Below are 22,696 nucleotides of genomic sequence, written 5' to 3'. Positions count from 1 at the left end.
GAACGGAGCGAAGGTCCCCCTACTTTTCCTCTTCCATCGTCACGGCGACGTCCGCCTTGGCCGAGAGCCGAACCTTGTTGCCCTCGACACCGGCGACGAGGCCCTTGTCGATGAAGTGATGGTGGCCCTTGTGGCTGCCCTCGCCGCTGTCCTTCTTGGTCAGCTTGATGCGATGGCCCTCGACCTTGTCGACCGTGCCGATGTGGACGCCATCGGCGCCGATGACTTCCATATGCTCTGCGATGTTCTGCATGGTGGGTTCCTTGTTGGACCCACCCCAACGCGCGGGGGCAGCGTTCGTTGCTATCGCAATTCCGGGGCGCGCCACTTGGCGCGAGCCCGGAATCCATAACCACAAGTCTGGGTTATGGATTCCGTGCCTGGCCCTTCGGGCCATCCCGGAATGACGAGAGAGGCGGAGTAGCGCGACAGCTAGATCAACGGCGCGCGCGACGAGGCATGGTGATTGACGATCTTCCAGTCGCCGTCCTCGCGGAGGATGACCCAGCTCATCTTGACCGAGAACTCCGCCCTCTCGCCGGCGAGGTCAAACGACACGATCGCGGCCATGTTGATCAGGTCCGAACCGGCCTGCGCGGCTTGCACGTCGGAAAAGGCCGCGCTCGGCTGGCGCCAGCGCGGCAGGCCGTTGAAGTAGTCGGCGACGCCGTCCCTGCCCCGATAGAGTCTTGGATTCGAGCCGAAGAAGAACGCGTTCTTCGCATAGAGCGACGACAGCGCAGCCGCATCGAGCGTCGCGAAGCCGGCGCACCATTTCGCGATGATGGCGGAAACGATCGCGTCGGCTTCACTGCTCATAGGCCCAATCCCCTCAGCCCTTGGCGACTTCCTTCGCGAACGTATCGCGCAGGCCTATCGTCCGCGAAAACACCGGCTTGCCCGGCGTCGAGTCCTTGTCGCGCACGAAATAGCCCTGACGCTCGAACTGCATCGGCTCGGTCGAATTGCTTTCCGCAACCGATGCCTCGATCCGCGCGTTGGAGAGGATCTCCAGCGACTGCGGATTGAGATCGGCCGCGAAGTTCGAGGCGTCCGGGCTCGGATTGGAGAACAACTGGTTGTAGATGCGGATCTCCGCCGGCACCGACGTCGCCGCCGGCAGCCAGTGCATGGTCGCCTTGACCTTGCGGCCGTCGGGCGCGTTGCCGCCCTTGGTCGCGGGATCGTAGGTGCAGCGCAGCTCCACCACTTCGCCCGCTGCGTTCTTGATCACACCGGTGCACTTGACGAAATAGGCGTAGCGCAGCCGCACCTCGTTGCCCGGCGACAGGCGGAAGAACTTCTTCGGCGGGTTCTCCATGAAGTCGTCCTGCTCGATATAGAGCTCGCGGCCGAACGTGATCTTGCGCGTGCCGGCCGAGGGATCGTCCGGATGGTTGATCGCCTCGAGCTCTTCGGTCTGCCCTTCCGGATAGTTCTCGATGACCACCTTGAGCGGCCGCAGCACGCCCATGCGCCGCTGCGACGTGCGGTTCAGCTCCTCGCGGATGCAGAACTCCAGCATGCCGACATCGACGACGCTGTTGGCCTTGGCAACGCCGATGCGCTTGACGAATTCGCGCAAGGCTGCGGGCGGCACGCCGCGGCGGCGCATCCCCGCTACAGTCGGCATGCGCGGATCGTCCCATCCGGCGACATGACCGTCGCGGACGAGCTGGGTCAGCACGCGCTTGGACAGCAGCGTGTAGGTCAGGTTGAGCCGCGCCATTTCGTACTGGTGCGGCTTGGACGGCACCGGCAGCTTTTCGATGAACCAGTCGTAGAGCGGCCGATGGTCCTCGAACTCCAGCGTGCAGATCGAGTGCGTGATGCCCTCGATCGCATCCGACTGGCCGTGCGCATAATCGTAGCTCGGATAAATCGACCACTTGGTGCCGGTGCGCGGATGGTGCGCATGCAGGATGCGGTACAGCACGGGGTCGCGCAGGTTGATGTTGCCCGCGGACATGTCGATCTTGGCCCGCAGCACGCGCGCGCCGTTCGGGAATTCACCGGCCTTCATGCGGCGGAACAGGTCGAGATTCTCGTCCACGCTGCGGTCGCGGAACGGCGAGTTCTTGCCGGGCTCGGTCAGCGTGCCGCGCGCGAGGCGAATCTCCTCCTGGGTCTGGTCGTCGACATAGGCGAGCCCGTCGCGGATCAGCTTCTCCGCCCATTCGTACAGGCGGTCGAAATAGTCCGAGGCGAAGAACAGGTTCTTGCCCCAGTCGAAGCCGAGCCAGTGCACGTCGGCTTGGATGGAATCGATGTATTCCTGCTCTTCCTTGACCGGGTTGGTGTCGTCGAAGCGCAGATGGCAGCGGCCCGGAAACTCCTGGGCGATGCCGAAATTGAGCGCGATCGACTTGGCGTGCCCGATATGCAGGTAGCCGTTCGGCTCCGGCGGGAACCGGGTCACGATCTCCTGGTATTTGCCCTGATCGAGGTCGGCCTGGATGATGTCACGAATGAAATCGCGCCCAACCTCGTTCGCCACCGGTTCTGTCATTACGAAAATCCTGTAGGGAAATCAGCGGCCCTTCTGCCAAATTCGCTTGGCTGAGCCAAGAGCTTAGCGGTCCACTGCCGGGCTTTAGTTATGCTCCGGTCCTGTTATATACCACCGCCTCCAATGCATAGGCCCTGCCAAGAATGACCGATTCCGTCGTCACCCGCTTTGCTCCCTCGCCGACCGGCTTCCTCCATATCGGGGGCGCCCGCACGGCGCTGTTCAACTGGCTCTATGCGAAAAAGCACGGCGGCAAGATGCTGCTCCGGATCGAGGACACCGACCGGGAGCGCTCCACGGAGGCTGCGATCGGCGCCATCCTCGACGGCCTCAAATGGCTGGAGCTCGGCTGGGATGGCGACGTCATCTACCAGTTCAGCCGCGCCGCCCGCCACCGCGAGGTCGCCGAGCAGCTGCTCGCCGACGGCAAGGCCTATCGCTGCTACGCGACCGCAGAGGAGCTCACCGCCATGCGCGAGAAGGCGCGCAGCGAGGGCCGCACCCGCCTCTATGACGGCCTATGGCGCGACCGTGACCCGGCAACGGCGCCTTCCGACGTCAAGCCCACCATCCGCCTTCGCGCGCCGCAGACCGGCGAGACCGTGATCGAGGACCAGGTCCAGGGCCGTGTAGTCTGGCAGAACGAGAACCTCGACGATCTCGTCCTGCTGCGCGGCGATGGCAATCCGACCTACATGCTCGCTGTGGTGGTCGACGACCACGACATGGGCGTCACCCATGTCATCCGCGGCGACGACCATCTGATCAACGCCGCCCGCCAGAAGCAGATCTACGACGCCATGGGCTGGGCGCTGCCGAGCATGTCCCACATCCCCCTGATCCATGGCCCGGACGGCTCGAAGCTCTCCAAGCGCCATGGCGCGCTGGGCGTCGATGCCTACCGCGCCATGGGATACCTCCCGGCGGCGCTCCGCAATTACCTCGTCCGTCTCGGCTGGAGCCATGGCGATCAGGAGATCTTTTCGACCGAGGAGATGATCGCCGCGTTCGACCTCGCCAGCGTCGGCCGCGCCGCCGCCCGCTTCGATTTCGCCAAGCTCGAAAACCTCAACGGCCACTACATCCGCCACGCCGACGATCAATCACTCGTGAAGATGTTCGAGGACGTGCTCGACCACGTCGTGCCCAGCCGCAACGAGCTTAAGGCCAAGTTAAACGACACGACGCGGGCGCAGCTTCTCAAGGCCATGCCGGCCCTGAAGGAGCGCGCCAAGACGCTGATCGAGTTGATCGACAGCGCCTGTTTCATCTTCGCCGACCGGCCGCTGGAGCTCGATCCCAAGGCGGCAGCGCTGCTGACGCCCGAGAACCGCAAGCTGATCGGCCAGCTTCATTCCGCGCTGGAGAAAGTCGAGACGTGGAGTGCGGCGAATGCGGAGGCCGCGCTGCGCGCCTTTGCCGAGGAAAATAGTCTCAAGCTCGGCGCCGTCGCCCAGCCGCTGCGGGCTGCGCTGACGGGACGGTCGACATCGCCTGGTATATTTGAGGTTTTGGACGTGCTGGGACGCCAGGAAAGCCTGGGCCGGCTTAAGGACCAGTCCAAGGACTAGGCCAAGGACCAGGCTACGACGTAAGTCGACCATGCGTGCGGCGATCTTGCAGCGCACACAGCAATAATATACCCATCTCACCCGTACCTTCTGGAATATCCGGCCTGCCCCACCAAGTCATCGGGGCCTTCCGGGTCCGGCCCGTTTCACCACACATCGGGGACCTCTGATGGACGCAAAAGCAAGCAATAAGACCGCCACGCTGACGGTCGGAAACAAGAACTACGATCTCCCGATCCACAGCGGCAGCGTCGGGCCTGATGTCGTCGATATCGGCAAGCTCTACGCCCAGTCCGGGCTGTTCACCTACGATCCCGGCTTCACCTCGACCGCAAGCTGCGAGTCCAAGATCACCTATATCGACGGTGACGCCGGCGTGCTGGAATACCGCGGCTATCCGATCGAGCAGCTCGCCGAGAACGGCGACTTCCTCGAGACCTGCTACCTCCTGCTCTACGGGAACCTGCCGACCGCCGCGCAGAAGAAGGATTTCGACGACCGCGTGATCCATCACACGATGGTGCACGAGCAGATGGCCCGCTTCTTCCAGGGCTTCCGCCGCGACGCCCATCCGATGGCGGTGATGGTGGCCTCCGTCGGCGCGCTCGCCGCTTTCTACCACGACTCCACCGACATCAACGATCCGAAGCAGCGCATGATCGCGTCGATGCGCATGATCGCCAAGATCCCGACGCTGGCGGCCATGGCCTACAAGTACACGATCGGCCAGCCCTTCGTGTATCCGAAGAACTCGCTGAAGTTCGCCGAGAACTTCCTGCACATGTGCTTCGCCGTGCCGTGCGAGGAGTACAAGATCAATCCGGTGCTCGCTGACGCGCTGGACAAGATCTTCATCCTGCACGCCGACCACGAGCAGAACGCCTCGACCTCGACGGTGCGCATCGCCGGCTCCTCCGGCGCCAACCCGTTCGCCTGCATCGCCGCCGGCATCGCCTGCCTTTGGGGCCCGGCGCATGGCGGCGCCAACGAAGCCGCGCTCGCGATGCTCGCCGAGATCGGCTCGGTCGACAAGATTCCGGAATTCATCGCCAAGGTGAAGGACAAGAACAGCGAAGTCCGCCTGATGGGCTTCGGCCACCGCGTCTACAAGAACTACGATCCGCGCGCCAAGATCATGCAGAAGATGTGTCATGCCGTTCTCAAGGAGACCGGCCATGGCGACGATCCGATGCTGAAGGTGGCGCTCGAGCTCGAGAAGATCGCGCTCAGCGACCAGTACTTCATCGACCGCAAGCTCTACCCGAACGTCGACTTCTATTCGGGCATCACGCTGAAGGCGATGGGCTTCCCGGTCTCGATGTTTACCGTGCTGTTCGCGGTCGCCCGCACCGTCGGCTGGATCAGCCAGTGGAGCGAGATGATTGAGGACCCGCAGCAGAAGATCGGCCGTCCGCGCCAGCTCTACACCGGCGTCACCCGCCGCGACTACGTCGCGATCAAGGACCGGAAGTAAGATCGGCCTTAGGGCTTTTGGAAACGGCGCCATCCTGCGATGGCGCCGTTTTTGTTTTTGGGGCCCGTAGGGTGGGCAAAGCGAAGCGTGCCCACCACCTCTCCGCGAGCGAGACAAAAACGGTGGGCACGCTGCGCTTTGCCCACCCTACCGATACGGAGAACCCGATGCTGAACGGAAGTTGCCTCTGCGGAGGAGTTGCCTACGAAGTCGACGCGCCCCCGGGCACCATCATGCACTGCCATTGCCAGACCTGCCGCAAGACGCACGGATCGGCCTTCTCCACCGTCACCAACGTGCCGCGCGACCGCTTCCGCTGGATCAAGGGCGAAGACTTGCTGCGCGGCTTCGAATCCTCGCCCGGCAAAACCCGCTATTTCTGCTCGCAATGCGGCTCGCACATCGTCGCTTCGCGCGAGGGCAAGGACAGGGTCCTGCTGCGGATGGGCTGCCTCGACACACCGATCGCAGAACGGCCCGAAATGCACATCTGGCGATCGGATTCCGCCAACTGGTATGACCCGAAGGCCGAATTACCGGAGTGGGCCGAAGGCACGGCACCAAAAGCCTGATCGGTTCCTCGCCTCATCTTGCTGCCACGCACAACAACAAGTCGACTCATCGCGTCCGCAATCGCTTGACAGTCGAAACGCTCCGCGCGCAAATTCTTACACTAAGTAAGAATGACGACAGGGATGGAAATGCCGGAGCAGCCGAGAAGTCGGCGGCAGACGCGTGCTGCCATTTTGACTCACTTGCTCCAGTCCGGCGGCTCGTTCCGGCCGCCGCTGGCCAAGGCCGTGCGCCTGTCCGAGGCGAGCCTGTCGCGCATCCTGTTTGACCTGAAAGCCGAAGGCCTGATCGAGGAAGTGCGGCGCCCTGCCCCCTATGTCGGCGGTCCGACGGGCCTCGTGTCGCTCGATGGCTCCGTGGCGCTCGCGGCCCTCGAGCTGACCGGCCAGTGGCTCAGCGTGGGCGTTGGCGGCATGTCGGGCGAAATGCACTACACCGAGCGTGTTCCGTTGCTGAAGAAGCCGACCGTCGAGACCGTCGGCAGGGTGTTCCGCGAAGCCCTCACCTTACTGCGCGACTGGACACGCCGCCGCCGCATCAGTCTCGCGCAGATCGGCATCACCATTCCCGGCCTCGGCCGCCTGAGCGCCGCGGGCAATCCGATCATTCCCTGCGACGTCGAACGCATCAGCGACATGCTCGGCGGAATGTTTGCCGGCGTGCCGGTCGAGTTCACCAACTCGGTGGTCGCACACGCCACGTTTCACCGCTGCCGTACGCAGGACTATCCCTTCAGCGGCGCACATCTCTTCGTCTTCGTCGGCCAGGGCGTTGCCGGCGCCTGGATGGACGATCCGCTTGAGGCCGATGCCCCGCAGCCGGTTGAGCTCGGCCATATGGTGTTCAACGCCGACGGGCCGCGCTGCCGCTGCGGTCACCATGGCTGCGTCGAGGCCTACACGTCGCTTCCGGCCCTCGCCGAGCTCCTCGGCGCAACTGAGGCCGAACTGCTCCAGCTCGGCAGCGAGTGGGTGAGCACGATCCCGCGCTCGTCGCGAATGCGCCAAGAGTTGCGCCAGCGCCTGTTCCGGCTGGGCCTTTCGATCGGCAACACGCTCAACGTAAAGCCATGCAACGGCGTCGCGATCAGCGGCTGGCCGTCGCTTCTCTCTGAAGAGGATCGGAAAGCGGTGGTCGATGGGATCGACGCCTGCCTTCTCGGCGGGCGGAAACTGGCGCAGGTGTCGCTCGCCTTCGTGCCACCCTCGAACGGCAACGATCCGCAAGCAGCTCTCGCCTTCGCCGCCTTTTGTCTCGCCAGCCGCGGCGGGATGCCCGCGGCTTCGACGGAGGCCGCCTGACATGCCCTGAGCCGCGTGGCTCAACGCGCCAAGAAAGTTCACACCGGGAGGAACTGCCATGCCGATCACGACAACAAGACGCCGTCTGCTCGCTGGATCCGCGGCCGCACTCGCACTACCGGCATTCGCCCGCGCGCAAGGCGCGGCCAAGCCGCGCCTGACCGCGATCTCGCAATGGTCCGCAGGCAGCGATGGGGCGGCGATCACCGCGCTCGGCAAGAAATTTGAGGAGAAAGGCGGCGTCTGGCAGCACTCGCCGGTCCCCGGCTTCACCACCGAGATGATGAACAAGTTGCGCGCCCAGATCATCGCCGGCGATCCGCCGGCCTGTTCGCAGCTCAAGGGCCCGGAGATTGCGGCCTGGTCGAAGATCGCTCCGACCGTCGACCTCGACGCCGTGGTCGCCGCCGCCGGCTACGAAAAGGTCGTCGCGCCGGACCTCGCAAAATTGCACAAGCCCGGCGGCAAGTGGATCGCGCTGCCGCTGCAGATCTACAGCACCAACATGCTGTTCCTCTCCAAGCGTGCGCTGGACAAGGCAAAGGCCGACAAGCCGCCTGTCACGTGGGCCGATTTCAATGCGCTCGCCGAGAAGATGAAGGCGGCCGGCGTGACCTATCCCTTCGCTAACGGCGGCACCCGGGCCGACGATGGTCAAAAATTCGAGGCGTCCCTCGCCGGCATCAGCCCGACGGCATACCGCGCCGCCTGCATGAATCTCGACAAGAAGGCCCTAGAGGGTCCCGAGATGAAAGCCGCCTTCGCACAGATGCGCAAGCTCACCGAGTGGATGGACCCCAATGTCGGCGCCCAACCTTATGCCGTCAATTTGAAGCGCTTCATCGACGGCGACATGGGCATGCTCATCATGGGCGGATGGGCACAGGGCGTGTTGAAGAACGCCGGCTTCAAGCTCGACGACTTCATCATCGCGCCAGGCCCCAGCGATAATGGCAAGCCGGTGTTCCTGTTGAATGCCGATGCCTTCATCTTCTGGCAGCGCAAGGAGGCCGATCTGCAGGCCGGCCAGATGTTGATGGCCCAGCTCGTCATGGATCCGGCGATCCAGACCATGTACTCGCAGATCACGGGATCGATCCCCGTGCGCACCGACGTCGATCTGACCGGTGAAGGCTGGTCGGATGGTCAACGGACGACCGCGGCCGCATTGAAGAATGCCGTCGCCAACAATCAGGCCGTGCTGAGCCTCGCGCACAACATGGCGCAGGAAAACGGCCTGACGGCTGCGATGATCGACGTGTTCACGGAGTACGCGAAGAACAAGACGATCAAGCCGGAGGAGGCCGTTACCCGCCTCGCCGAGGCCGTCGAGGGCGCGCGTTGACCGACGCCGTCTCGACAGCAACGCGACCGGGCCGGTCGGCGACCGCTGAAACGGTGCGCCGGCTGCCTGAATATCTGATGATCTGGGTGCCGCTGCTTCTATCCGCAGCGCATCTCATTACGTTTTCGATCTGGACGATCTGGATTTCGTTCACGCCATCCACCCTTATTCCGGTGTCGGGGTGGGTCGGCTTGCGCAACTACAATTCCGTCCTGGCGTCCCGGAACTGGCAGATCGCTTTCGACAATCTGCTGCTGTTCGGCAGTGCTTTCGTGCTGCTGAGCTTGATCACCGGCCTTATGCTTGCGATCCTGCTCGATCAGCGCATTCGCGGCGAGAATGTGCTGCGATCCATCTTCCTGTATCCGCTTGCGGTGTCGTTCGTCGTCACCGGCACGGTCTGGAGCTGGCTACTCAATCCCGGCATCGGGATCCAGAAGCTCGTCCATGACCTCGGCTGGACCTCCTTCCGGTTCGACTGGCTGATCGACCGCGACATGGCGATCTGGACAATCGTGATTGCCGCGATCTGGCAATCGTCGGGCTTCGCCATGGCGCTCTTCCTCGCCGGCCTTCGCTCCGTCGATTCCGACATCATCAAGGCCGCCCAGATCGACGGCGCCGGACCGATCCGAACCTATTGGCGGGTCATTCTGCCGACGCTCTGGCCGATCACCATCACCGTCGTCGTCGTCCAGTTGCAGTTCGCGATCTCGGCCTTCGACCTCGTCCGTGCGCTCACCAATGGCGGGCCGGGAATCGCGACCCAGCTGCCGGCCCTTGTCGTCTACGACCTCATGTTCCAGCGCAGCCAGCTCGGCCGGGGCGCCGCGGCGGCGGTGCTCATGCTGCTCATTCTGCTTGCGGTGCTGCTACCCTATGCGGCGTGGCGTTATGTCCAGCGAAGGCAGGCCACCCATGCGTGACTGCAGCTTCGCACCGAGCCGAATTCTGATCTATCTCGTCGTGACATTGTTCGCTGCGGCCTATCTGGCGCCACTCGTTGTTGTTGTCCTGAACTCTCTCCGCACCAACGAGGAGATCGCGCAGGGTTCGATGATCGGCTGGCCGCAACATTTGGCCTGGAGCAACTACGCCAAGGCCTGGAGCGGTTTCTGCGTCGCCGAGACCTGCGCCGGCATCCGGCCGTACATGCTGAACTCCGCGCTCGTCACCATCCCGGCGACAATTTTCTCGACCTTGCTCGGCGCCGTCGCCGGTTACGCCGTGTCGCTCTGGCGCTTTCGCGGCGATAGCTGGATCTACGGTATCGTGACCCTCGGCCTCTTCCTTCCCCAGCAGATGCGCCTGCTTCCCTGGACCATCGTGCTGCGGGACACCGGTCTCATCAACACGCTGACGGGCCTCGTGCTGATCCACACGATCCAGGGGCTCTCCTTCACCACGCTGTTCTGCCGAAACTACTATGTCGCCATCCCCCATGAATTGATCAGGGCCGCACGCATCGATGGCGCCGGGTTCTTTCGTATTTTCTGGCGTATCATCCTGCCGCTCTCAGCTCCTATCCTGATCGTCACCGTGATCTGGCAGTTCACGCATATCTGGAACGAGTTCCTCTATGGCGTGACATTCACCACCGGCCAGCAGCAGCCCGTCACGGCCGCGCTCATCGCGCTCTCTGCCGCAATTGCGGACATTCCGCAGCATGGCGTGCAGAGCGCCGCGGTGATCATCGCGGCGCTACCCACTTTGTTGATCTATCTCCTCGGCGGACGGTACTTCGTGCGCGGCCTGACCGCCGGCGCAGTGAAATGATGGGGTCGTCATGGCAGCACTGAGCATTCGCACCCTGTCCAAGCGCTACGCCAATCTGGAGGTGCTGAAGGGCATCAACCTCGACATCGAGAGCGGCGAGTTCACCGTGCTGGTCGGGCCATCCGGCTGTGGCAAGTCCACCCTGCTCAACATCGTCGCCGGGCTCGATCGTCCGAGTGACGGAACGATCGAGATCGGCGGACGCGTCGTCAACGACGTCCCGCCCAAGGATCGCGACATCGCCATGGTGTTCCAATCCTACGCGCTCTATCCGTCGATGACGGTGCGCCAGAACATCACCTTCGGCATGGAATGCCGTCACGTTCCGAAGGCCGAGCAGGAGAAGGCGCTGGCGAATGTGGCTCGCCTCCTTCAGATCGAGCCCCTGCTCGGCCGCAAGCCGTCGCAATTGTCCGGCGGCCAGCGCCAGCGCGTGGCGATGGGACGGGCGCTGGTGCGCGATCCCCTGCTCTTCCTGTTCGACGAGCCGCTCTCCAACCTCGATGCGAAGCTGCGCGTCGAGATGCGGATGGAGATCAAGCGCCTGCACCAGCGTATCGGCGCCACCATCATCTATGTCACCCACGACCAGATCGAAGCGATGACGATGGCAACGCGCATCGCCGTGATGCATCGGGGCGTGGTGCAGCAGTTCGCCGATCCGGACACCGTGTACCGTTATCCGGCCAATCTGTTCGTCGCCCGCTTCATGGGTTCGCCGCCGATGAACACCATGCCGGGGCGGCTCGAGGCCGATAGCGGCGGACCTGTGGCCGTGATCGGCGCGGGGCGACCGGACGAGGTTCGTCTGCGCCTGCATGGACACGACGCGGCAGCATCTTATGTCGGCCGCGAGGTGGTCGTCGGGATCAGGCCGGAATGCATCGCCGAGGCCAGCCGCGTCTTTTCCGGCGAGGCACCCGTCCTCGTCGACGCGCCGGTCGAGATGATCGAGCCGACCGGCGCCGAGACAATCGTGCTGCTGCGTCTCGGCGGCGAGACTGCGCTGGCGCGCATCACGCCGGATATCCGTCCCGCGCCCGGCGCGACCGCCACCTTCGCGCTCGACACGCGGCGCATTTGCCTGTTTGACCCAGAGACGGAGCGGCTGATCGCATGACCCGGACCATCTATCCCAGCCTTGCCGGCCGCGTGGTGTTGATCACAGGTGGCGCCAGCGGCATCGGTGCCGCCTTCGTGCGCGCCTTCGCGACCCAGGGCGCCCGTGTCGCCTTCCTCGACATCGAGGCGAGCGCCGGCGAAGCGCTGGTGCGGGACGTCGCGGCCAGATCCGGCTCAACGCCCCTGTTTGTGCCCTGCGACCTCCTCGACATCGACGCCTTGCGCGCGGCCATGGCGCGGGTGCACGGATCGCTCGGCGATGCAGCAGTCCTCGTCAACAATGCCGCCAACGACCAGCGTCAGGTGCTGGCCGAGGTGACGCCGGCCGAATTCGACTGGACGATCGGCGTCAATCTCAAGCACGTCTTCTTTGCGGCCCAGGCGGTGGTGCCGCAGATGCAGGCGCGCGGCGGCGGCTCGATCATCAACATGTCGTCGGTGGCGTGGATCCGCGGTGCGCCGGCGCTGCCGGTCTATGCCGCGGCGAAGGCGGCGATCGTCGGCTTCACCAATTCGCTGGCCAGGTCAGTCGGCCCCGACCGCATTCGCGTCAACGCGATCGCGCCCGGCATGGTGATCACCGAGCGCCAGCGCCGGCTCTGGTTTCCGGACGAGCAGAAGATCTCCGAGCTGCGCACCCGCCAGGCGGTTCCCGATGCGGTGACGCCCGAGGACATCGCCAGCATGGCGCTGTTTCTCGCATCGGACGAGAGCCAGCGTATCACCAGCCAGTGTTTTCGGGTCGACGGCGGCCTCGCCTAGCTCCGCCGCCCCTTGCGCATCGTCGCGAGCACGATGTCGGCGGCGAGCACGCTCGGCGACTTGTTGCCGGTGGACATGATGGTGTCGAGCCGAGCGAAGGCGTTGACCTGTCGTTTGCGCAGCGGCGTGTCCGTGAGCAGTTCGGACAGTGCCGGCGCCAGCTTCTCCGGTACGCAGTCCTCCTGCAAGAACTCCGGAACGACATCCTCGCCGATCACGAGATTGGCGAGGATCACCGAGGAGACGCGGATCGCGCGGCGCAGGATGAAGGCTTCGATCGCGCCGACACGATAGGCCGTCACCATCGGAATGCCGGACAGCGCGAGCTCCAGCGTCACGGTGCCGGATTTGGCCAGCGCCGCGCGCGCGGTTCGGAATGCGGCACGCCTCTCGGTCTCGCCGACCACGATTTGCGGCTTGACCGGCCAGCTCGCGATGCCTTCGCGGATGGTGGCTTCGAGATGCGGCATGGTCGGCAGCTTCAGTTCGAAGGCGCGGCCTTCGGCCTGGAGCCGTCCGAGCGTCGCGCCAAACACGTCGAGATGGTGCCTGATCTCGCTGCGGCGGCTGCCGGGCAGCACCAGCAGAACCGGCGGCTCGGCATCGCGGCGCCGCTGCTCCTCCGCATTTGGCCGCAGCGACGGCAATTGCTCGATCAGGGGATGGCCGACATAGCTGCAGGGCGGTCCGCCCAGCTTGCGGTATTCCTCCGGCTCGAACGGCAGCAGGCCGAGCACGTGATCGACATAGCGGCGCATGGTGCGCGCCCGCCCGGGTCGCCAGGCCCAGAGCTGCGGCGCCACGTAGTCGACAATCGGGATCTCCGGCGTCTTCGCGCGCACGCGGCGGGCGACGCGATGGGTGAAATCGGGACTGTCGATGATGACGAGCGCGTCGGGTGCGGCCGCAGTCACGGCATCCGCGGTCTGGCGGATCAGCCGCAAAATCTTCGGCAACTGCTGGACGACCCCGGCGAAGCCGACGATCGACAGCTCCTCGATCGGAAACAGCGTCTCGAGCCCCTCACGCGCCATGGTCCGGCCGCCGACGCCCACAAACTGCACGCCGTCGCCGAGCCGCTGGCGCAACACTTTCATCAAGGCGCTGCCGAGCCGGTCGCCGGATTCCTCCGTCGCGATCAGGAAGATCTTCCGCTTGGGATCGCGGCTCTGCATCATGCCGTCAGGCCGATGACGAAGAGATATTTGGCGTCGGCGAGCGAGATCATCGCCTGCGGCTCGGCGGCGATGGTGTTGCCGGCGACGACGGCGATGCCGGCCAGTCCAGCGCGGGCGACGCCCTCGAGGGTACGCGGGCCGATCGTCGGCAGGTCGAAGCGCAAATCCTGCCCGCTCTTCGGCACCTTCACCAGCACCCCGCGTCCTGTCGCAGCGCGGATGCGACCTTCCTCGCGCAGGCGTGCCACGCGCGAGAGCAGCGCGTCGGTGCCCTCGATATCCTCGATCGCCACTACATGGCCGTCGATCACGACCGCGGCCTGGCCGATGTCGAACGGGCCGAGCGCGGTCAGCACCGCGCGGCCGCGCTCGATGTCGGCCTTGCTGTTGTCGTTCGGCCAGGCGCGGCTGATGCAGCCCTCGGGCATCAGCAGATCCGGCGCGACATCCTTGATGCCGACCATGCGAAAGCCGCCTTGCTCGAGAATGCGCCCGACCCCGGACAACAGATGATCGTCGCCGCCGCGGAAGGCGCGGATGACGTTGCCGAGCAGGCGCAGTGTCGTGACGTCGAACCTTATTTCGGACAGCGCGGGCCGCACCAATGTGCCGATGAAGATCAGATCGCGGCAGCCCTCTTCGCGGAACAGCCGCATCGCGCGGCCGAGCTGGCCGACCGAGATCCAGCGATGGCGGAATTGCTCCACCCGCGTCGGATCGCAGGCGCCACGCAGCGGGAACAGCACCGGCGTGATGCCGCGCGCGGCAAGCGAATCGGCGACCGCGAACGGCATGGCACCGCCGCCGGCGACGACGCCGACCGGTGACGAAATCTCCGAAGCCGCCGATGTCATGCCCGCGGCCATCCCGAAATCACTTCTCGATGGCGGGAAGACAGATCGGGCGATGCTTGCGCTTGCCGATGAAGTCGAGGATCTCGGCAATCGCGGGGTCTTCGCTCGCGAGCGGCTGGGCCGCCGCGAGCCGCTCGGCAAACGTGCCGGGGCCGTGGAAGAGTTTTTGGTAGAACGATTGCACGGTCGCGCGCCGCTGCTTGGTGAACTGCCGCCGCTTCATCCCGATGAGATTGAGGCCTTCCAGCGCCGCATACTGGCCGTTGGCGAGGCCGAACGGAATGATGTCGTCGCGCACGCCCGAGAGGCCGCCGACCATCACCTGCGGGCCGATGCGCGTGAGCTGATGCACCGCCGACAAGCCGCCGATATAGACGAAATCGCCGATCTCGCAGTGGCCGCCGAGCGTCGCCGAGGTCGCGAAGATCACGTTGTTGCCGACCATGCAGTCATGGCCGACATGGCTGTTGTTCATGAAGTAGCCGCCGTTGCCGACGCGCGTCAGCCCGCCGCCCTTGATGGTGCCGACATTCATCGTCGCGCCTTCGCGGATGGTGCAGCCGGAACCGACCTCCAGCCTGGTCGGCTCGCCCTTGTAGCTGAGATCCTGGGGCGCCCCGCCCAGCACAGCGAAGGGCGAGATCACGCAGCCGTCGCCGATCGAGGTGTGGCCGATGACCGTGACTTGTCCGATCAGCTTGCAGTTCGCGCCGATCACGGCATTCGGACCGATGATGCAGAAGGGTCCGATCTCGGTACCCTCGCCGATCACGGCGCCGTCCTCGACCCGTGCGGTGGGATCAATCTTACTCATCAAGCAATCTGACTCATCAAGAAGGTCTGATTATGTGTTGAAGTCGCTCAGTTTTCCGGTGGTTAGCGCGACTATGCCCGATCTGTCCAGTGACGTATCATCTCGGCCTGTTTCAGGCACCGGATGAGCCGGCCGTCCTAAAGCACGATGAGATTGGGATGAATCGTCATCGCGCTTCAGGCTATCGTTCGAGCATGATCCTTTCTGAAAACCGCTGCACGCTTTTCCGGATCATGCTCTAGCTCGTCAACGCCTTCATGTGGAGCTTGAAGTCATCGTGGTCAGGGCCCTGGCAGTTCTGCTTGCACAGCTCGCGGCCGCCCCGATCGTCTCCGAGACGGTCGAGACCGGCGAACGCCGCTTCGTCGATCTCGGCACGTTCGAGTGCCGCGACATCACTCGCAGCTCGGTGCTTCAGCGGGTCTGCTACGACCGCGCGCGGCAGGACCTCATCGTCGCGATCGACGGCCAATATGACCGCTATTGCGGAGTCGCGGCCGAGACGATCGACAGCCTGCTCGGCGTGCCGTCGATGGGCCAGTTCTTCAACCGAAATATCAGGCGCGAGACGGCCGGCGGCCGTTACGGCTGCGGCGCACAATCCATTTCCGCTGGCTTGAGCCGCTCAGTCCGTCAGCATGGCGCCGACATCGGCCTCCGCAACGATCTGGCCGTTGACCTTGGCGTCGCCGTGAAACCACCACATCGCCTTGCGGCGGCCGATCGAACGCATGTGATATTCGATGGTATCGCCGGGCAGCACCGGCTTGCGGAACTTGCACTTGTCGATGGTGAGGAAATACACCGCGCGCGGCTTCTCGGTGCCCTCGACCGAGGTGATGCCGATCACGCCCGCGGTCTGCGCCATCGCTTCGATCATCATCACGCCGGGATAGACCGGGCGCTCCGGGAAATGCCCCTGGAAGGCCGGCTCGTTGAAGGTGACGTTCTTGATGCCGATGCCGCTGTAATCGGCGCGGATATTGATCACACGGTCGATCAGCAGCATCGGGAAACGGTGCGGCAGCGTCCGGAGGATCGCGTTGATATCCACCAGCTCGAATTTGATCGGTGATTCCTCCGTCATTCCCGTCCCTCGTTCTTCGGATCGGCCCTGCTGTCGCGTACCAGGCGCTCCACCGCGATAATTTCCTTGAACCACTGCTTGGTCGGCTTGGCGAAAAAGCCGCCCCAGCGTCCGTTCGGCGGGATGTCGTCCTTGACGCCGCTCATCGCGGTGACCTGGGCCCCATCGCCGATCTTGAGGTGATTGTTGATGCCAACCTTTGCTCCCAGCGCCACGTTGTCGCCGATCGTCAGGCTGCCCGCGAGCCCGATCTGGGCCGCCAGCAGGCAGTTCCGACCGATGGTCACATTGTGGCCGATCTGGACCTGGTTGTCGATTTTGGTGCCCTCCCCGATCACCGTGTCGCGCAGGGAGCCGCGATCGATGGTCGTTCCGGCGCCGACTTCCACATTGTTCTGGATCAGCACGCGGCCGGTCTGGGGCACCTTGAGATGGCCCTCGGGGCCGAAGAAGATGAAGCCATAGCCGTCCTGGCCGATCGAGCAGCCGGGATGGATCAGCACGTTGTTGCCGATCAGCGCGCACTGGATGGCCGTGCGGGCGCCGACATTGCAGTCGCGGCCAATCTTGACGCCGGGACCGATGACCACGCCGGCCCCGATCACGGTGCCGCTGCCGATCTCGACGTCAGGGCCGATGACGGTCAGGGGATCGACGATGACGTCGTCCTCCAGCCGGGCCGAGGGATCGATGATGGCCGACGGGGCGATGCCGTCATTGCCGACCCAGGACTGCGGGCGCAGCGCATCGCCGTGCCATTCCCGGGCGAGCCCGACAAAGGCGCGGAACGGCTGCGCCACCCGCAACACGGCCACATGCGCGGGCACCTGGGCCTCGAAGCGCGGACTCACCAGGCAAGCCCCGGCCTTGGTCGCCTTGAGCTCGTCGGCATATTTGAGGTTATCGAAGAACGCCAGATGCATCGGGCCGGCTTCGTCGAGCGAAGCAAGACCGGTAATGACGTGACCGCCCCTGGCAGGGTCGACGAGTTGCGCCTTGGTCAGCGCGGCAATGTCAGCCAGCGCTGAGGCCGGCGGCTTTTTGAAGAAGGTCGGCTGCGCCATTCCACCCCATCGCGGTCCGGCTTCGGCATGAAGCGGTGAGGCCGCATCATGCCTTATCTCACGGATTGAGCACGATCTTTTTGGAAACCGGCCCCAACAAGGGGCCGGCTCATGCCCTGCTGATCGAACTAGAACGAGGTGCCGCCGCCGAACCTGAACTGCTGCACGCGATCGAACTGGCCCTTGGTGAGCGGCACGGCGTAGTCGAACCGCAGCGGACCGAACGGCGACTGCCAGATCAGGCCAATACCAACCGACGAACGGACGACATTGCCGTTGTCATACACCAGGCCGGTACAGGTTCCAGCCGAGGGCGGGTTGATGGTCGACGGCGTACAGTTCGAGTTCCTGGTCGTGGTCATTTCGTTCGTCAGCGACCACGTCGTCGGGCCCTGATAGTCGAAGAGGCCGCCGGCGTCGGCGTAGACCGCGCCCTTCAGACCCACTTCCTTCGGCAGGAACCAGAACGGCATCTGCAATTCGAACGAAGCGCCCCAATATTTGGTGCCGCCAAGCGCGTCTTGCGTGCCAAAGGGATTCAAATCGCGCGGACCGATGCCGTTCGGAGCAAAGCCGCGGACCAAGTTCGGGCCCATCTGGAACTGATCCAGCATGCGGATATCGTTGTTGCCGATCTTGTTCAGCATGCCGCCCTGAAGGTGAACGAGGCCGACGATGTCGGACACCAGCGGAGCGTAGTACTTCGCGTCGACGACGGACTTCAGGTAGGTGACGTCGCCGCCCACGCCGGCGAAATCCTGACGGAAGTCGACAAGCAGACCGTCGGTAGGGTTCTTGTTGTTGTCCAGCGTGTTGTAGGTCAGCGTGTAGCCGAGCGCCGAGGTCAGGGTCTTGCCGCCGGCAAGCTCCTTGCGGACCGGCAGCGAGGCTTCGCCGTCGGAGTAGCAGCCGAGACCGCCGGTCGAGGTCAGATCGATCGGCGGCGTTTGCGATGCGGCAAAGGCCGGGCTCGGGTTGAAGGCCGACGAACCGAGGACGTTGTTACAGTTCGCCAGGTAGGACGGCAGCGTGATTTCCTGCTGGTAGATCGAGTAGCGCAGCTGGAGCGACAGATCTTCACGCAGGCTGAAGCCGAGGCGCGGGCTGAAGCCCAGCGTCTTCGTACCGTAGGAGATGTAGCTGTTGGAGAGCTGCTGACGCTGATAGAGGTCGAGACCGAGCGCGACGCGGTAGTCGAGCAGATACGGCTCGACGAACGACAGCGAATAGCCGCGCGCATACTGGCCGTAGGTCACCGACGCCTTGGCGAACAGGCCGCGGCCGAGCAAATTGCGCTCGGAGATCGAGACTTCGGCGAGCGCGCCGTCGGTCGTGGAGTAGCCGCCCGAGACCGAGAAGTCGCCGGTCGATTTCTCTTCGAGATCGACGATCAGGACCACGCGGTCGCTGGAGGAGCCCGGCTCCGTCGTGATCTTCACGCTCTTGAAGTAGTCGAGGTTCTTCAGGCGGCGCTCGGCACGGTCGACCAGCGCGCGGTTGTAGGCATCGCCCTCGGAGATGTCGAACTCGCGGCGGATCACGTAGTCGCGCGTGCGGGTGTTGCCGCGGACGTTGATGCGCTCGATATAGGTGCGCGGGCCCTCGTCGATGTTGAACACGACGGCGACGGTGTGCGCCTCGAAATTGCGGTCGCCGCCGGGACGGACCACGGCGAAGGCATAGCCGCGCCGCGACGCCTCGATCTGCATTTCCTCGACCGATTTCTCGACCGATTCGACGTTGTAGAGCGCGCCCACATTGACGCGCGAATAGTTACGCATCGTGGTCGGATCGAAGTTCGGAATGGAGGAGCGGAAGTCGACGGTGCCGACGCGGTACTGCGAGCCTTCCTCGATCTTGAAGGTGACGTTGAAGCCCTTCTTCTCCGGATCGTATTCGGTGAGCGCGGCGACCACCTGGACGTCGGCGAAACCGTTCTTGAGATAGAAACGGCGAATCAGGTCACGGTCGGCCTCGACGCGATCGGGATCGTAGAGGTCGTTGCTGGCGAGGAAGCTCAGCAGGTTCGATTCGTGCGTCTTGATGACGTCGCGCAGGCGGTAGGACGAGAACGCGTTATTGCCGACGAACTCGATCGACTTGACGCCGGTCTTGGCGCCCTCCTCGACCGTGAAGATCAGGTCGACGCGGTTGTTCGGCTGCTCGATGATCTCGGGCGTGACGCGGACGTCATAGCGACCCGAGCGGCGGTAGATTTCGGCGATTCGCAGGGTGTCGGACTGCACCATGGCGCGGGAGAAGGTGCCGCGCGCCTTGGACTGGACTTCAGCGGTGAGCTGCTCGTCCTTGACCTTCTTATTACCTTCGAACGCGATGCGGCCGATCACCGGGTTTTCCACCACGGAGACGATGATCTGGCCACCGGAACCGCGATTGATTCGCACGTCCTGGAACAGGCCGGTCTCGATCAGGGCCTTCAGGCCGTCATCGATGGCGCCCTGATCCAGGCGGCCACCCGGGCCCGGCTTGAAATAGGAGCGGATCGTCTCCACCTCGACACGGCGATTTCCTTCGACGGAAATCGACTGGACGGTCTGAGCAAGCGCAGACGAAGACACAAAAGCAGCCCCAACCGGGGCAAGCACCGGCGCGCCGAACAAGATCAGGGATGCGAGCAAGCCCCCCCGGAGTCGCAGTCCAAACTTCATTGCGCAACGCGCCCTTATCAGTACCAGACCCAACCCCAACGCCGGTCCGGGAGATTCCCCAAGTTCGAAGCCGCTTGTAGCCAATTTCCCCGATGTCGCAAACGGCCGCTGACACCGTAATTTCAATTTCATTCCAAGACGTTGCTCATGAGCAACGCCACAAAAAAGCCCGTATCAGGAAGCTGCCATCCGCAAGATGTCGTTATAGGTGGCAAACACCATCAGCATCAGCACCAAACCGAGCCCGATTCGGAACCCCATCTCCTGAGTCCGCTCGGACAGGGGTCGGCCCCGGACCACCTCCGCCGCGTAGAACATCAGGTGACCGCCATCGAGCAGCGGGATCGGGAACAGGTTCAACAGCCCGATCGACACCGACAGCACCGCGCACAGATTGATCACGAACTGGAACCCGGCGCTGGCCGCCTGCCCCGACATCTTGGCGATGCCGAGCACGCCGCTGACCTCGTTGGGATTGCCTTGTCCGACAAACAGCGAGCCAAGGAACTTGAAGGTGCTGGTGATGATGAACCAGACCTGCTCGACCCCGATCTTGAGCGCTTCGCCGACGCCGACCGGCGTGGTCGAGGCCTCGCCGGCCTGCGACTTGTGCTCGACGCCGAGCACGCCGAGGCGGTGGCTGTTGCCGAACGGATCCTTGCGCTCGAGCAGCGCCGGCGTCGCGGTCAGGGAGACGATGGCGCCGCCCCGCTTGACCTGGAAGGCAAGCGCCGAACCCGCATTCATCGCAACGATTCGCTGCATGTCGGCAAAGCTCTCGATCGGCTTGCCGTCGATCTGCACGACGACGTCGCCGATCTTGAAGCCGGCCGTGGCCGCAGCGCCGTCGGCGACGACGCCGTCGACGCGGGCGATCGTGCTCGGCTTGCCGTAATAGAGCGCCATGGCGGCGAAGATCAGTGCGCCCAGGATGAAATTGGCGATCGGTCCGGCCGCGACGATGGCGGCGCGCGGGCCGACCTTCTTGTGATGGAAGCTGCCGGCGCGCTCCTCGGCCGTCATGGCCGCAAGCGTCTCGGCTGACGGGGTCGAAGCTTCGCTCTCGTCGCCGAAGAATTTGACGTAACCGCCGAGCGGGATCGCCGAGATCTTCCAGCGGGTGCCATGGCGGTCGTTGAAGCCGACCAGCTCCGGTCCGAAACCGAGCGAGAAGGTCAGCACCCGAACGCCCGCCCAGCGCGCGACCAGGAAATGGCCGAGCTCATGGAAGAACACGACGATCGTCAGGACGAACAGGAAGGGAACCGCGTAGCCGAGGAGCCCATGGCTCAACGTATTGAAACTATGGACGAAAAAGTCGATCATCGAATTCCCTCATCCAGCGCCGCAAGGCCCTGGCCCCGTGCCATCTAGGATGCCTTTAAGGCAATTTGAGGCAATAGGGCGGCAGCTCTATTTCGCGCAACATGGTCAACAGAGATTGCATCGTCGGCGGACGTCAGGGGAGCCTGGTTCCCGCCGCGAATCCAGTCGTCCAGCGTCGCCTCGACCAGCCGCGCGATCGCGCCGAACCGGATCTTGCCGGCAATGAAAGCGGCGACCGCAACCTCGTTGGCGGCGTTGTAGACGGTGGTCGCCCCCTTCCCGGTCCGGAGCGAATCGAAGGCCAGCCGAAGCCCAGGGAAGCGCTCGAAGTCCGGCGCCTCGAAGGTCAGCTGGCCGATCTTGGCCAGATCGAGCTTGGCCGCCGGCCCCTTGATGCGATCGGGCCAGCCGAGGCAGTGCGCGATCGGCGTGCGCATGTCGGGAGAACCGAGCTGGGCCACCACCGAACGGTCGGAGAACTCGACCATGCCGTGGATGATCGACTGCGGATGCACGAGAACGTCGATCTCGTCGGGCGAGAGCGCGAATAGATAGGACGCCTCGATCACCTCGAGGCCCTTGTTCATCATCGAGGCGGAATCGATCGTGATCTTCTGGCCCATGCTCCAGTTCGGATGCTTCAGGGCCTGCTCGAGGGTCGCCTGCTCGATGTCGGCGGGCTTCCAGGTCCGGAACGGCCCGCCCGAGGCAGTGATGATGACGCGGACGAGCTCGTCGCGGTTGCCTGAGCCGAGCGCCTGGAACAGCGCATTGTGCTCGGAATCGGCCGGCAGGATGCAGGCGCCCGCTTTCGCCGCGCGCTGCATGAAGAAATCGCCGGCGCAGACGAGACATTCCTTGTTGGCGAGCGCGACATGCGCGCCGCGATCGACCGCGGCCAGGGCCGGCTTCAGTCCGGCGGCACCGCTCACGGCGGCCATCACCCAATCGGCCGGACGCGCGCCGGCTTCGATCACCGCGCTTTCGCCCGCGCCGCATTCCGTGCTCGTTCCCGCGAGCGCGGCCTTGAGCTCGGCGAACTTGGATGTGTCGGCGATCGCGACGTAGCGCGCGGAAAACTCCTTGGCGAGCTTGGCCAGCGCTTCGACATTGCCGTTCGCCGTCAAGGCTTCGACGCGATAGCGCTCGGGAGAGGCGCGCAGCAGATCCATCGTGCTGTCGCCGATCGAGCCGGTGGCGCCGAGAACCGTGACACTGCGGACGGTCGACGCCACAGCCTTGTTGTTACGCAATGGGACCGCGCTCATATC

General features: G+C 64.4%; 20 protein-coding genes and 1 pseudogene. 10 read left to right on the top strand and 11 right to left on the bottom strand.

What is annotated here, in order from left to right:
* Positions 1–19: 19 nt before the first annotated feature.
* The 3 genes from AB7290_RS19240 to AB7290_RS19230 form a co-directional block, all read right to left on the bottom strand.
* Positions 20–253: a DUF2171 domain-containing protein gene (locus tag AB7290_RS19240; protein WP_028149639.1), complete on the bottom strand. Its 234-nt coding sequence runs from the start codon at positions 251–253 to the stop codon at positions 20–22.
* A 179-nt stretch (positions 254–432) separates the two neighbouring features.
* Positions 433–819 (bottom strand): YybH family protein, encoded by a 387-nt coding sequence (locus AB7290_RS19235; RefSeq protein WP_085404582.1) that lies wholly within the window; start codon positions 817–819, stop codon positions 433–435.
* Between the two features lie 13 nt (positions 820–832).
* On the bottom strand, positions 833–2,509 hold the full coding sequence (locus AB7290_RS19230; protein ID WP_085404581.1) for a glutamine--tRNA ligase/YqeY domain fusion protein: 1,677 nt from the start codon (positions 2,507–2,509) through the stop codon (positions 833–835).
* A 143-nt stretch (positions 2,510–2,652) separates the two neighbouring features.
* On the opposite strand from AB7290_RS19230, the gene gltX reads away from it, so the two are divergent.
* From gltX to AB7290_RS19185, 9 genes are all read left to right on the top strand, one after another.
* Positions 2,653–4,080 carry a glutamate--tRNA ligase gene (gene gltX, locus AB7290_RS19225; protein WP_085404580.1) on the top strand — a complete coding sequence of 476 codons (1,428 nt, stop codon included), beginning with the start codon at positions 2,653–2,655 and terminating at the stop codon, positions 4,078–4,080.
* A 169-nt stretch (positions 4,081–4,249) separates the two neighbouring features.
* Positions 4,250–5,554: a citrate synthase gene (gltA, locus tag AB7290_RS19220; protein ID WP_071913479.1), complete on the top strand. Its 1,305-nt coding sequence runs from the start codon at positions 4,250–4,252 to the stop codon at positions 5,552–5,554.
* A 122-nt stretch (positions 5,555–5,676) separates the two neighbouring features.
* Positions 5,677–6,126, top strand: a complete 450-nt coding sequence (locus tag AB7290_RS19215; protein WP_354116179.1) for a GFA family protein — start codon at positions 5,677–5,679, stop codon at positions 6,124–6,126.
* Between the two features lie 123 nt (positions 6,127–6,249).
* Complete coding sequence (locus AB7290_RS19210; protein WP_201266260.1) at positions 6,250–7,428, top strand: ROK family transcriptional regulator; 1,179 nt, start codon at positions 6,250–6,252, stop codon at positions 7,426–7,428.
* A 58-nt stretch (positions 7,429–7,486) separates the two neighbouring features.
* On the top strand, positions 7,487–8,773 hold the full coding sequence (locus AB7290_RS19205) for an ABC transporter substrate-binding protein (RefSeq protein WP_085404579.1): 1,287 nt from the start codon (positions 7,487–7,489) through the stop codon (positions 8,771–8,773).
* Positions 8,770–9,699 (top strand): carbohydrate ABC transporter permease, encoded by a 930-nt coding sequence (locus AB7290_RS19200; protein WP_085404578.1) that lies wholly within the window; start codon positions 8,770–8,772, stop codon positions 9,697–9,699. Before AB7290_RS19205 ends, AB7290_RS19200 begins: the two co-directional genes overlap by 4 nt.
* Positions 9,692–10,549 carry a carbohydrate ABC transporter permease gene (locus tag AB7290_RS19195; protein WP_085404740.1) on the top strand — a complete coding sequence of 286 codons (858 nt, stop codon included), beginning with the start codon at positions 9,692–9,694 and terminating at the stop codon, positions 10,547–10,549. Before AB7290_RS19200 ends, AB7290_RS19195 begins: the two co-directional genes overlap by 8 nt.
* Before the next feature lie 10 nt (positions 10,550–10,559).
* Entirely contained in the window at positions 10,560–11,669 is a 1,110-nt protein-coding gene (locus AB7290_RS19190) for an ABC transporter ATP-binding protein (protein WP_085404577.1), read from the top strand.
* Positions 11,666–12,433: an SDR family NAD(P)-dependent oxidoreductase gene (locus tag AB7290_RS19185; protein ID WP_085404576.1), complete on the top strand. Its 768-nt coding sequence runs from the start codon at positions 11,666–11,668 to the stop codon at positions 12,431–12,433. Before AB7290_RS19190 ends, AB7290_RS19185 begins: the two co-directional genes overlap by 4 nt.
* Here the strand turns inward: AB7290_RS19185 and lpxB are convergent.
* From lpxB to lpxA, 3 genes are read right to left on the bottom strand one after another with little or no spacing between them, the layout of a single operon-like run.
* Positions 12,430–13,611, bottom strand: a complete 1,182-nt coding sequence (gene lpxB, locus AB7290_RS19180) for a lipid-A-disaccharide synthase (RefSeq protein ID WP_085404575.1) — start codon at positions 13,609–13,611, stop codon at positions 12,430–12,432. The two genes, AB7290_RS19185 and lpxB, sit on opposite strands and share 4 nt — an antisense overlap.
* Complete coding sequence (locus AB7290_RS19175) at positions 13,608–14,465, bottom strand: LpxI family protein (protein ID WP_085404739.1); 858 nt, start codon at positions 14,463–14,465, stop codon at positions 13,608–13,610. The genes lpxB and AB7290_RS19175 overlap by 4 nt, the downstream gene beginning before the upstream one ends.
* Positions 14,466–14,484: 19 nt before the next feature.
* Positions 14,485–15,279, bottom strand: coding sequence for an acyl-ACP--UDP-N-acetylglucosamine O-acyltransferase (lpxA, locus tag AB7290_RS19170; protein WP_085404574.1), 795 nt, complete (start codon positions 15,277–15,279; stop codon positions 14,485–14,487).
* A gap of 277 nt (positions 15,280–15,556) precedes the next feature.
* Here lpxA and AB7290_RS19165 point away from each other — a divergent pair.
* A pseudogene (locus AB7290_RS19165) lies at positions 15,557–15,880 on the top strand (KTSC domain-containing protein); the annotation flags it as partial.
* Positions 15,881–15,904: 24 nt separating this feature from the next.
* On the opposite strand, the gene fabZ reads toward AB7290_RS19165, so the two are convergent.
* From fabZ to dxr, 5 genes are all read right to left on the bottom strand, one after another.
* Positions 15,905–16,366 carry a 3-hydroxyacyl-ACP dehydratase FabZ gene (gene fabZ / locus AB7290_RS19160; RefSeq protein ID WP_028151691.1) on the bottom strand — a complete coding sequence of 154 codons (462 nt, stop codon included), beginning with the start codon at positions 16,364–16,366 and terminating at the stop codon, positions 15,905–15,907.
* A complete protein-coding gene (lpxD, locus tag AB7290_RS19155; protein ID WP_085404573.1) occupies positions 16,363–17,430 on the bottom strand; it encodes a UDP-3-O-(3-hydroxymyristoyl)glucosamine N-acyltransferase in 1,068 nt (355 codons plus the stop codon). The genes fabZ and lpxD overlap by 4 nt, the downstream gene beginning before the upstream one ends.
* 128 nt (positions 17,431–17,558) lie before the next feature.
* Positions 17,559–20,099 carry an outer membrane protein assembly factor BamA gene (gene bamA, locus AB7290_RS19150; RefSeq protein ID WP_085404572.1) on the bottom strand — a complete coding sequence of 847 codons (2,541 nt, stop codon included), beginning with the start codon at positions 20,097–20,099 and terminating at the stop codon, positions 17,559–17,561.
* Positions 20,100–20,273: 174 nt separating this feature from the next.
* A complete protein-coding gene (gene rseP / locus AB7290_RS19145; RefSeq protein WP_085404571.1) occupies positions 20,274–21,425 on the bottom strand; it encodes an RIP metalloprotease RseP in 1,152 nt (383 codons plus the stop codon).
* A 44-nt stretch (positions 21,426–21,469) separates the two neighbouring features.
* Entirely contained in the window at positions 21,470–22,693 is a 1,224-nt protein-coding gene (dxr, locus tag AB7290_RS19140; RefSeq protein ID WP_085404570.1) for a 1-deoxy-D-xylulose-5-phosphate reductoisomerase, read from the bottom strand.
* Positions 22,694–22,696: the final 3 nt, after the last annotated feature.

This window comes from Bradyrhizobium sp. 613_E4_N2_2 (assembly GCF_052075995.1).
GTDB classification, from domain to species: Bacteria; Pseudomonadota; Alphaproteobacteria; order Rhizobiales; family Xanthobacteraceae; genus Bradyrhizobium; species Bradyrhizobium barranii.
This window is presented reverse-complemented; position numbering and strand designations above follow the sequence as displayed.

Excerpts from the sequence above, each read along its gene's own strand:
- AB7290_RS19240 (WP_028149639.1), bottom strand. The coding sequence starts at position 253 with ATGCAGAACATCGCAGAGCATATGGAAGTCATCGGCGCCGATGGCGTC.
- AB7290_RS19235 (WP_085404582.1), bottom strand. The coding sequence starts at position 819 with ATGAGCAGTGAAGCCGACGCGATCGTTTCCGCCATCATCGCGAAATGG.
- AB7290_RS19230 (WP_085404581.1), bottom strand. The coding sequence starts at position 2,509 with ATGACAGAACCGGTGGCGAACGAGGTTGGGCGCGATTTCATTCGTGAC.
- gltX (WP_085404580.1), top strand. The coding sequence starts at position 2,653 with ATGACCGATTCCGTCGTCACCCGCTTTGCTCCCTCGCCGACCGGCTTC.
- gltA (WP_071913479.1), top strand. The coding sequence starts at position 4,250 with ATGGACGCAAAAGCAAGCAATAAGACCGCCACGCTGACGGTCGGAAAC.
- AB7290_RS19210 (WP_201266260.1), top strand. The coding sequence starts at position 6,250 with ATGGAAATGCCGGAGCAGCCGAGAAGTCGGCGGCAGACGCGTGCTGCC.
- AB7290_RS19205 (WP_085404579.1), top strand. The coding sequence starts at position 7,487 with ATGCCGATCACGACAACAAGACGCCGTCTGCTCGCTGGATCCGCGGCC.
- AB7290_RS19195 (WP_085404740.1), top strand. The coding sequence starts at position 9,692 with ATGCGTGACTGCAGCTTCGCACCGAGCCGAATTCTGATCTATCTCGTC.
- AB7290_RS19190 (WP_085404577.1), top strand. The coding sequence starts at position 10,560 with ATGGCAGCACTGAGCATTCGCACCCTGTCCAAGCGCTACGCCAATCTG.
- AB7290_RS19185 (WP_085404576.1), top strand. The coding sequence starts at position 11,666 with ATGACCCGGACCATCTATCCCAGCCTTGCCGGCCGCGTGGTGTTGATC.
- lpxB (WP_085404575.1), bottom strand. The coding sequence starts at position 13,611 with ATGATGCAGAGCCGCGATCCCAAGCGGAAGATCTTCCTGATCGCGACG.
- AB7290_RS19175 (WP_085404739.1), bottom strand. The coding sequence starts at position 14,465 with ATGACATCGGCGGCTTCGGAGATTTCGTCACCGGTCGGCGTCGTCGCC.
- lpxA (WP_085404574.1), bottom strand. The coding sequence starts at position 15,279 with ATGAGTAAGATTGATCCCACCGCACGGGTCGAGGACGGCGCCGTGATC.
- fabZ (WP_028151691.1), bottom strand. The coding sequence starts at position 16,366 with ATGACGGAGGAATCACCGATCAAATTCGAGCTGGTGGATATCAACGCG.
- lpxD (WP_085404573.1), bottom strand. The coding sequence starts at position 17,430 with ATGGCGCAGCCGACCTTCTTCAAAAAGCCGCCGGCCTCAGCGCTGGCT.
- bamA (WP_085404572.1), bottom strand. The coding sequence starts at position 20,099 with ATGAAGTTTGGACTGCGACTCCGGGGGGGCTTGCTCGCATCCCTGATC.
- rseP (WP_085404571.1), bottom strand. The coding sequence starts at position 21,425 with ATGATCGACTTTTTCGTCCATAGTTTCAATACGTTGAGCCATGGGCTC.
- dxr (WP_085404570.1), bottom strand. The coding sequence starts at position 22,693 with ATGAGCGCGGTCCCATTGCGTAACAACAAGGCTGTGGCGTCGACCGTC.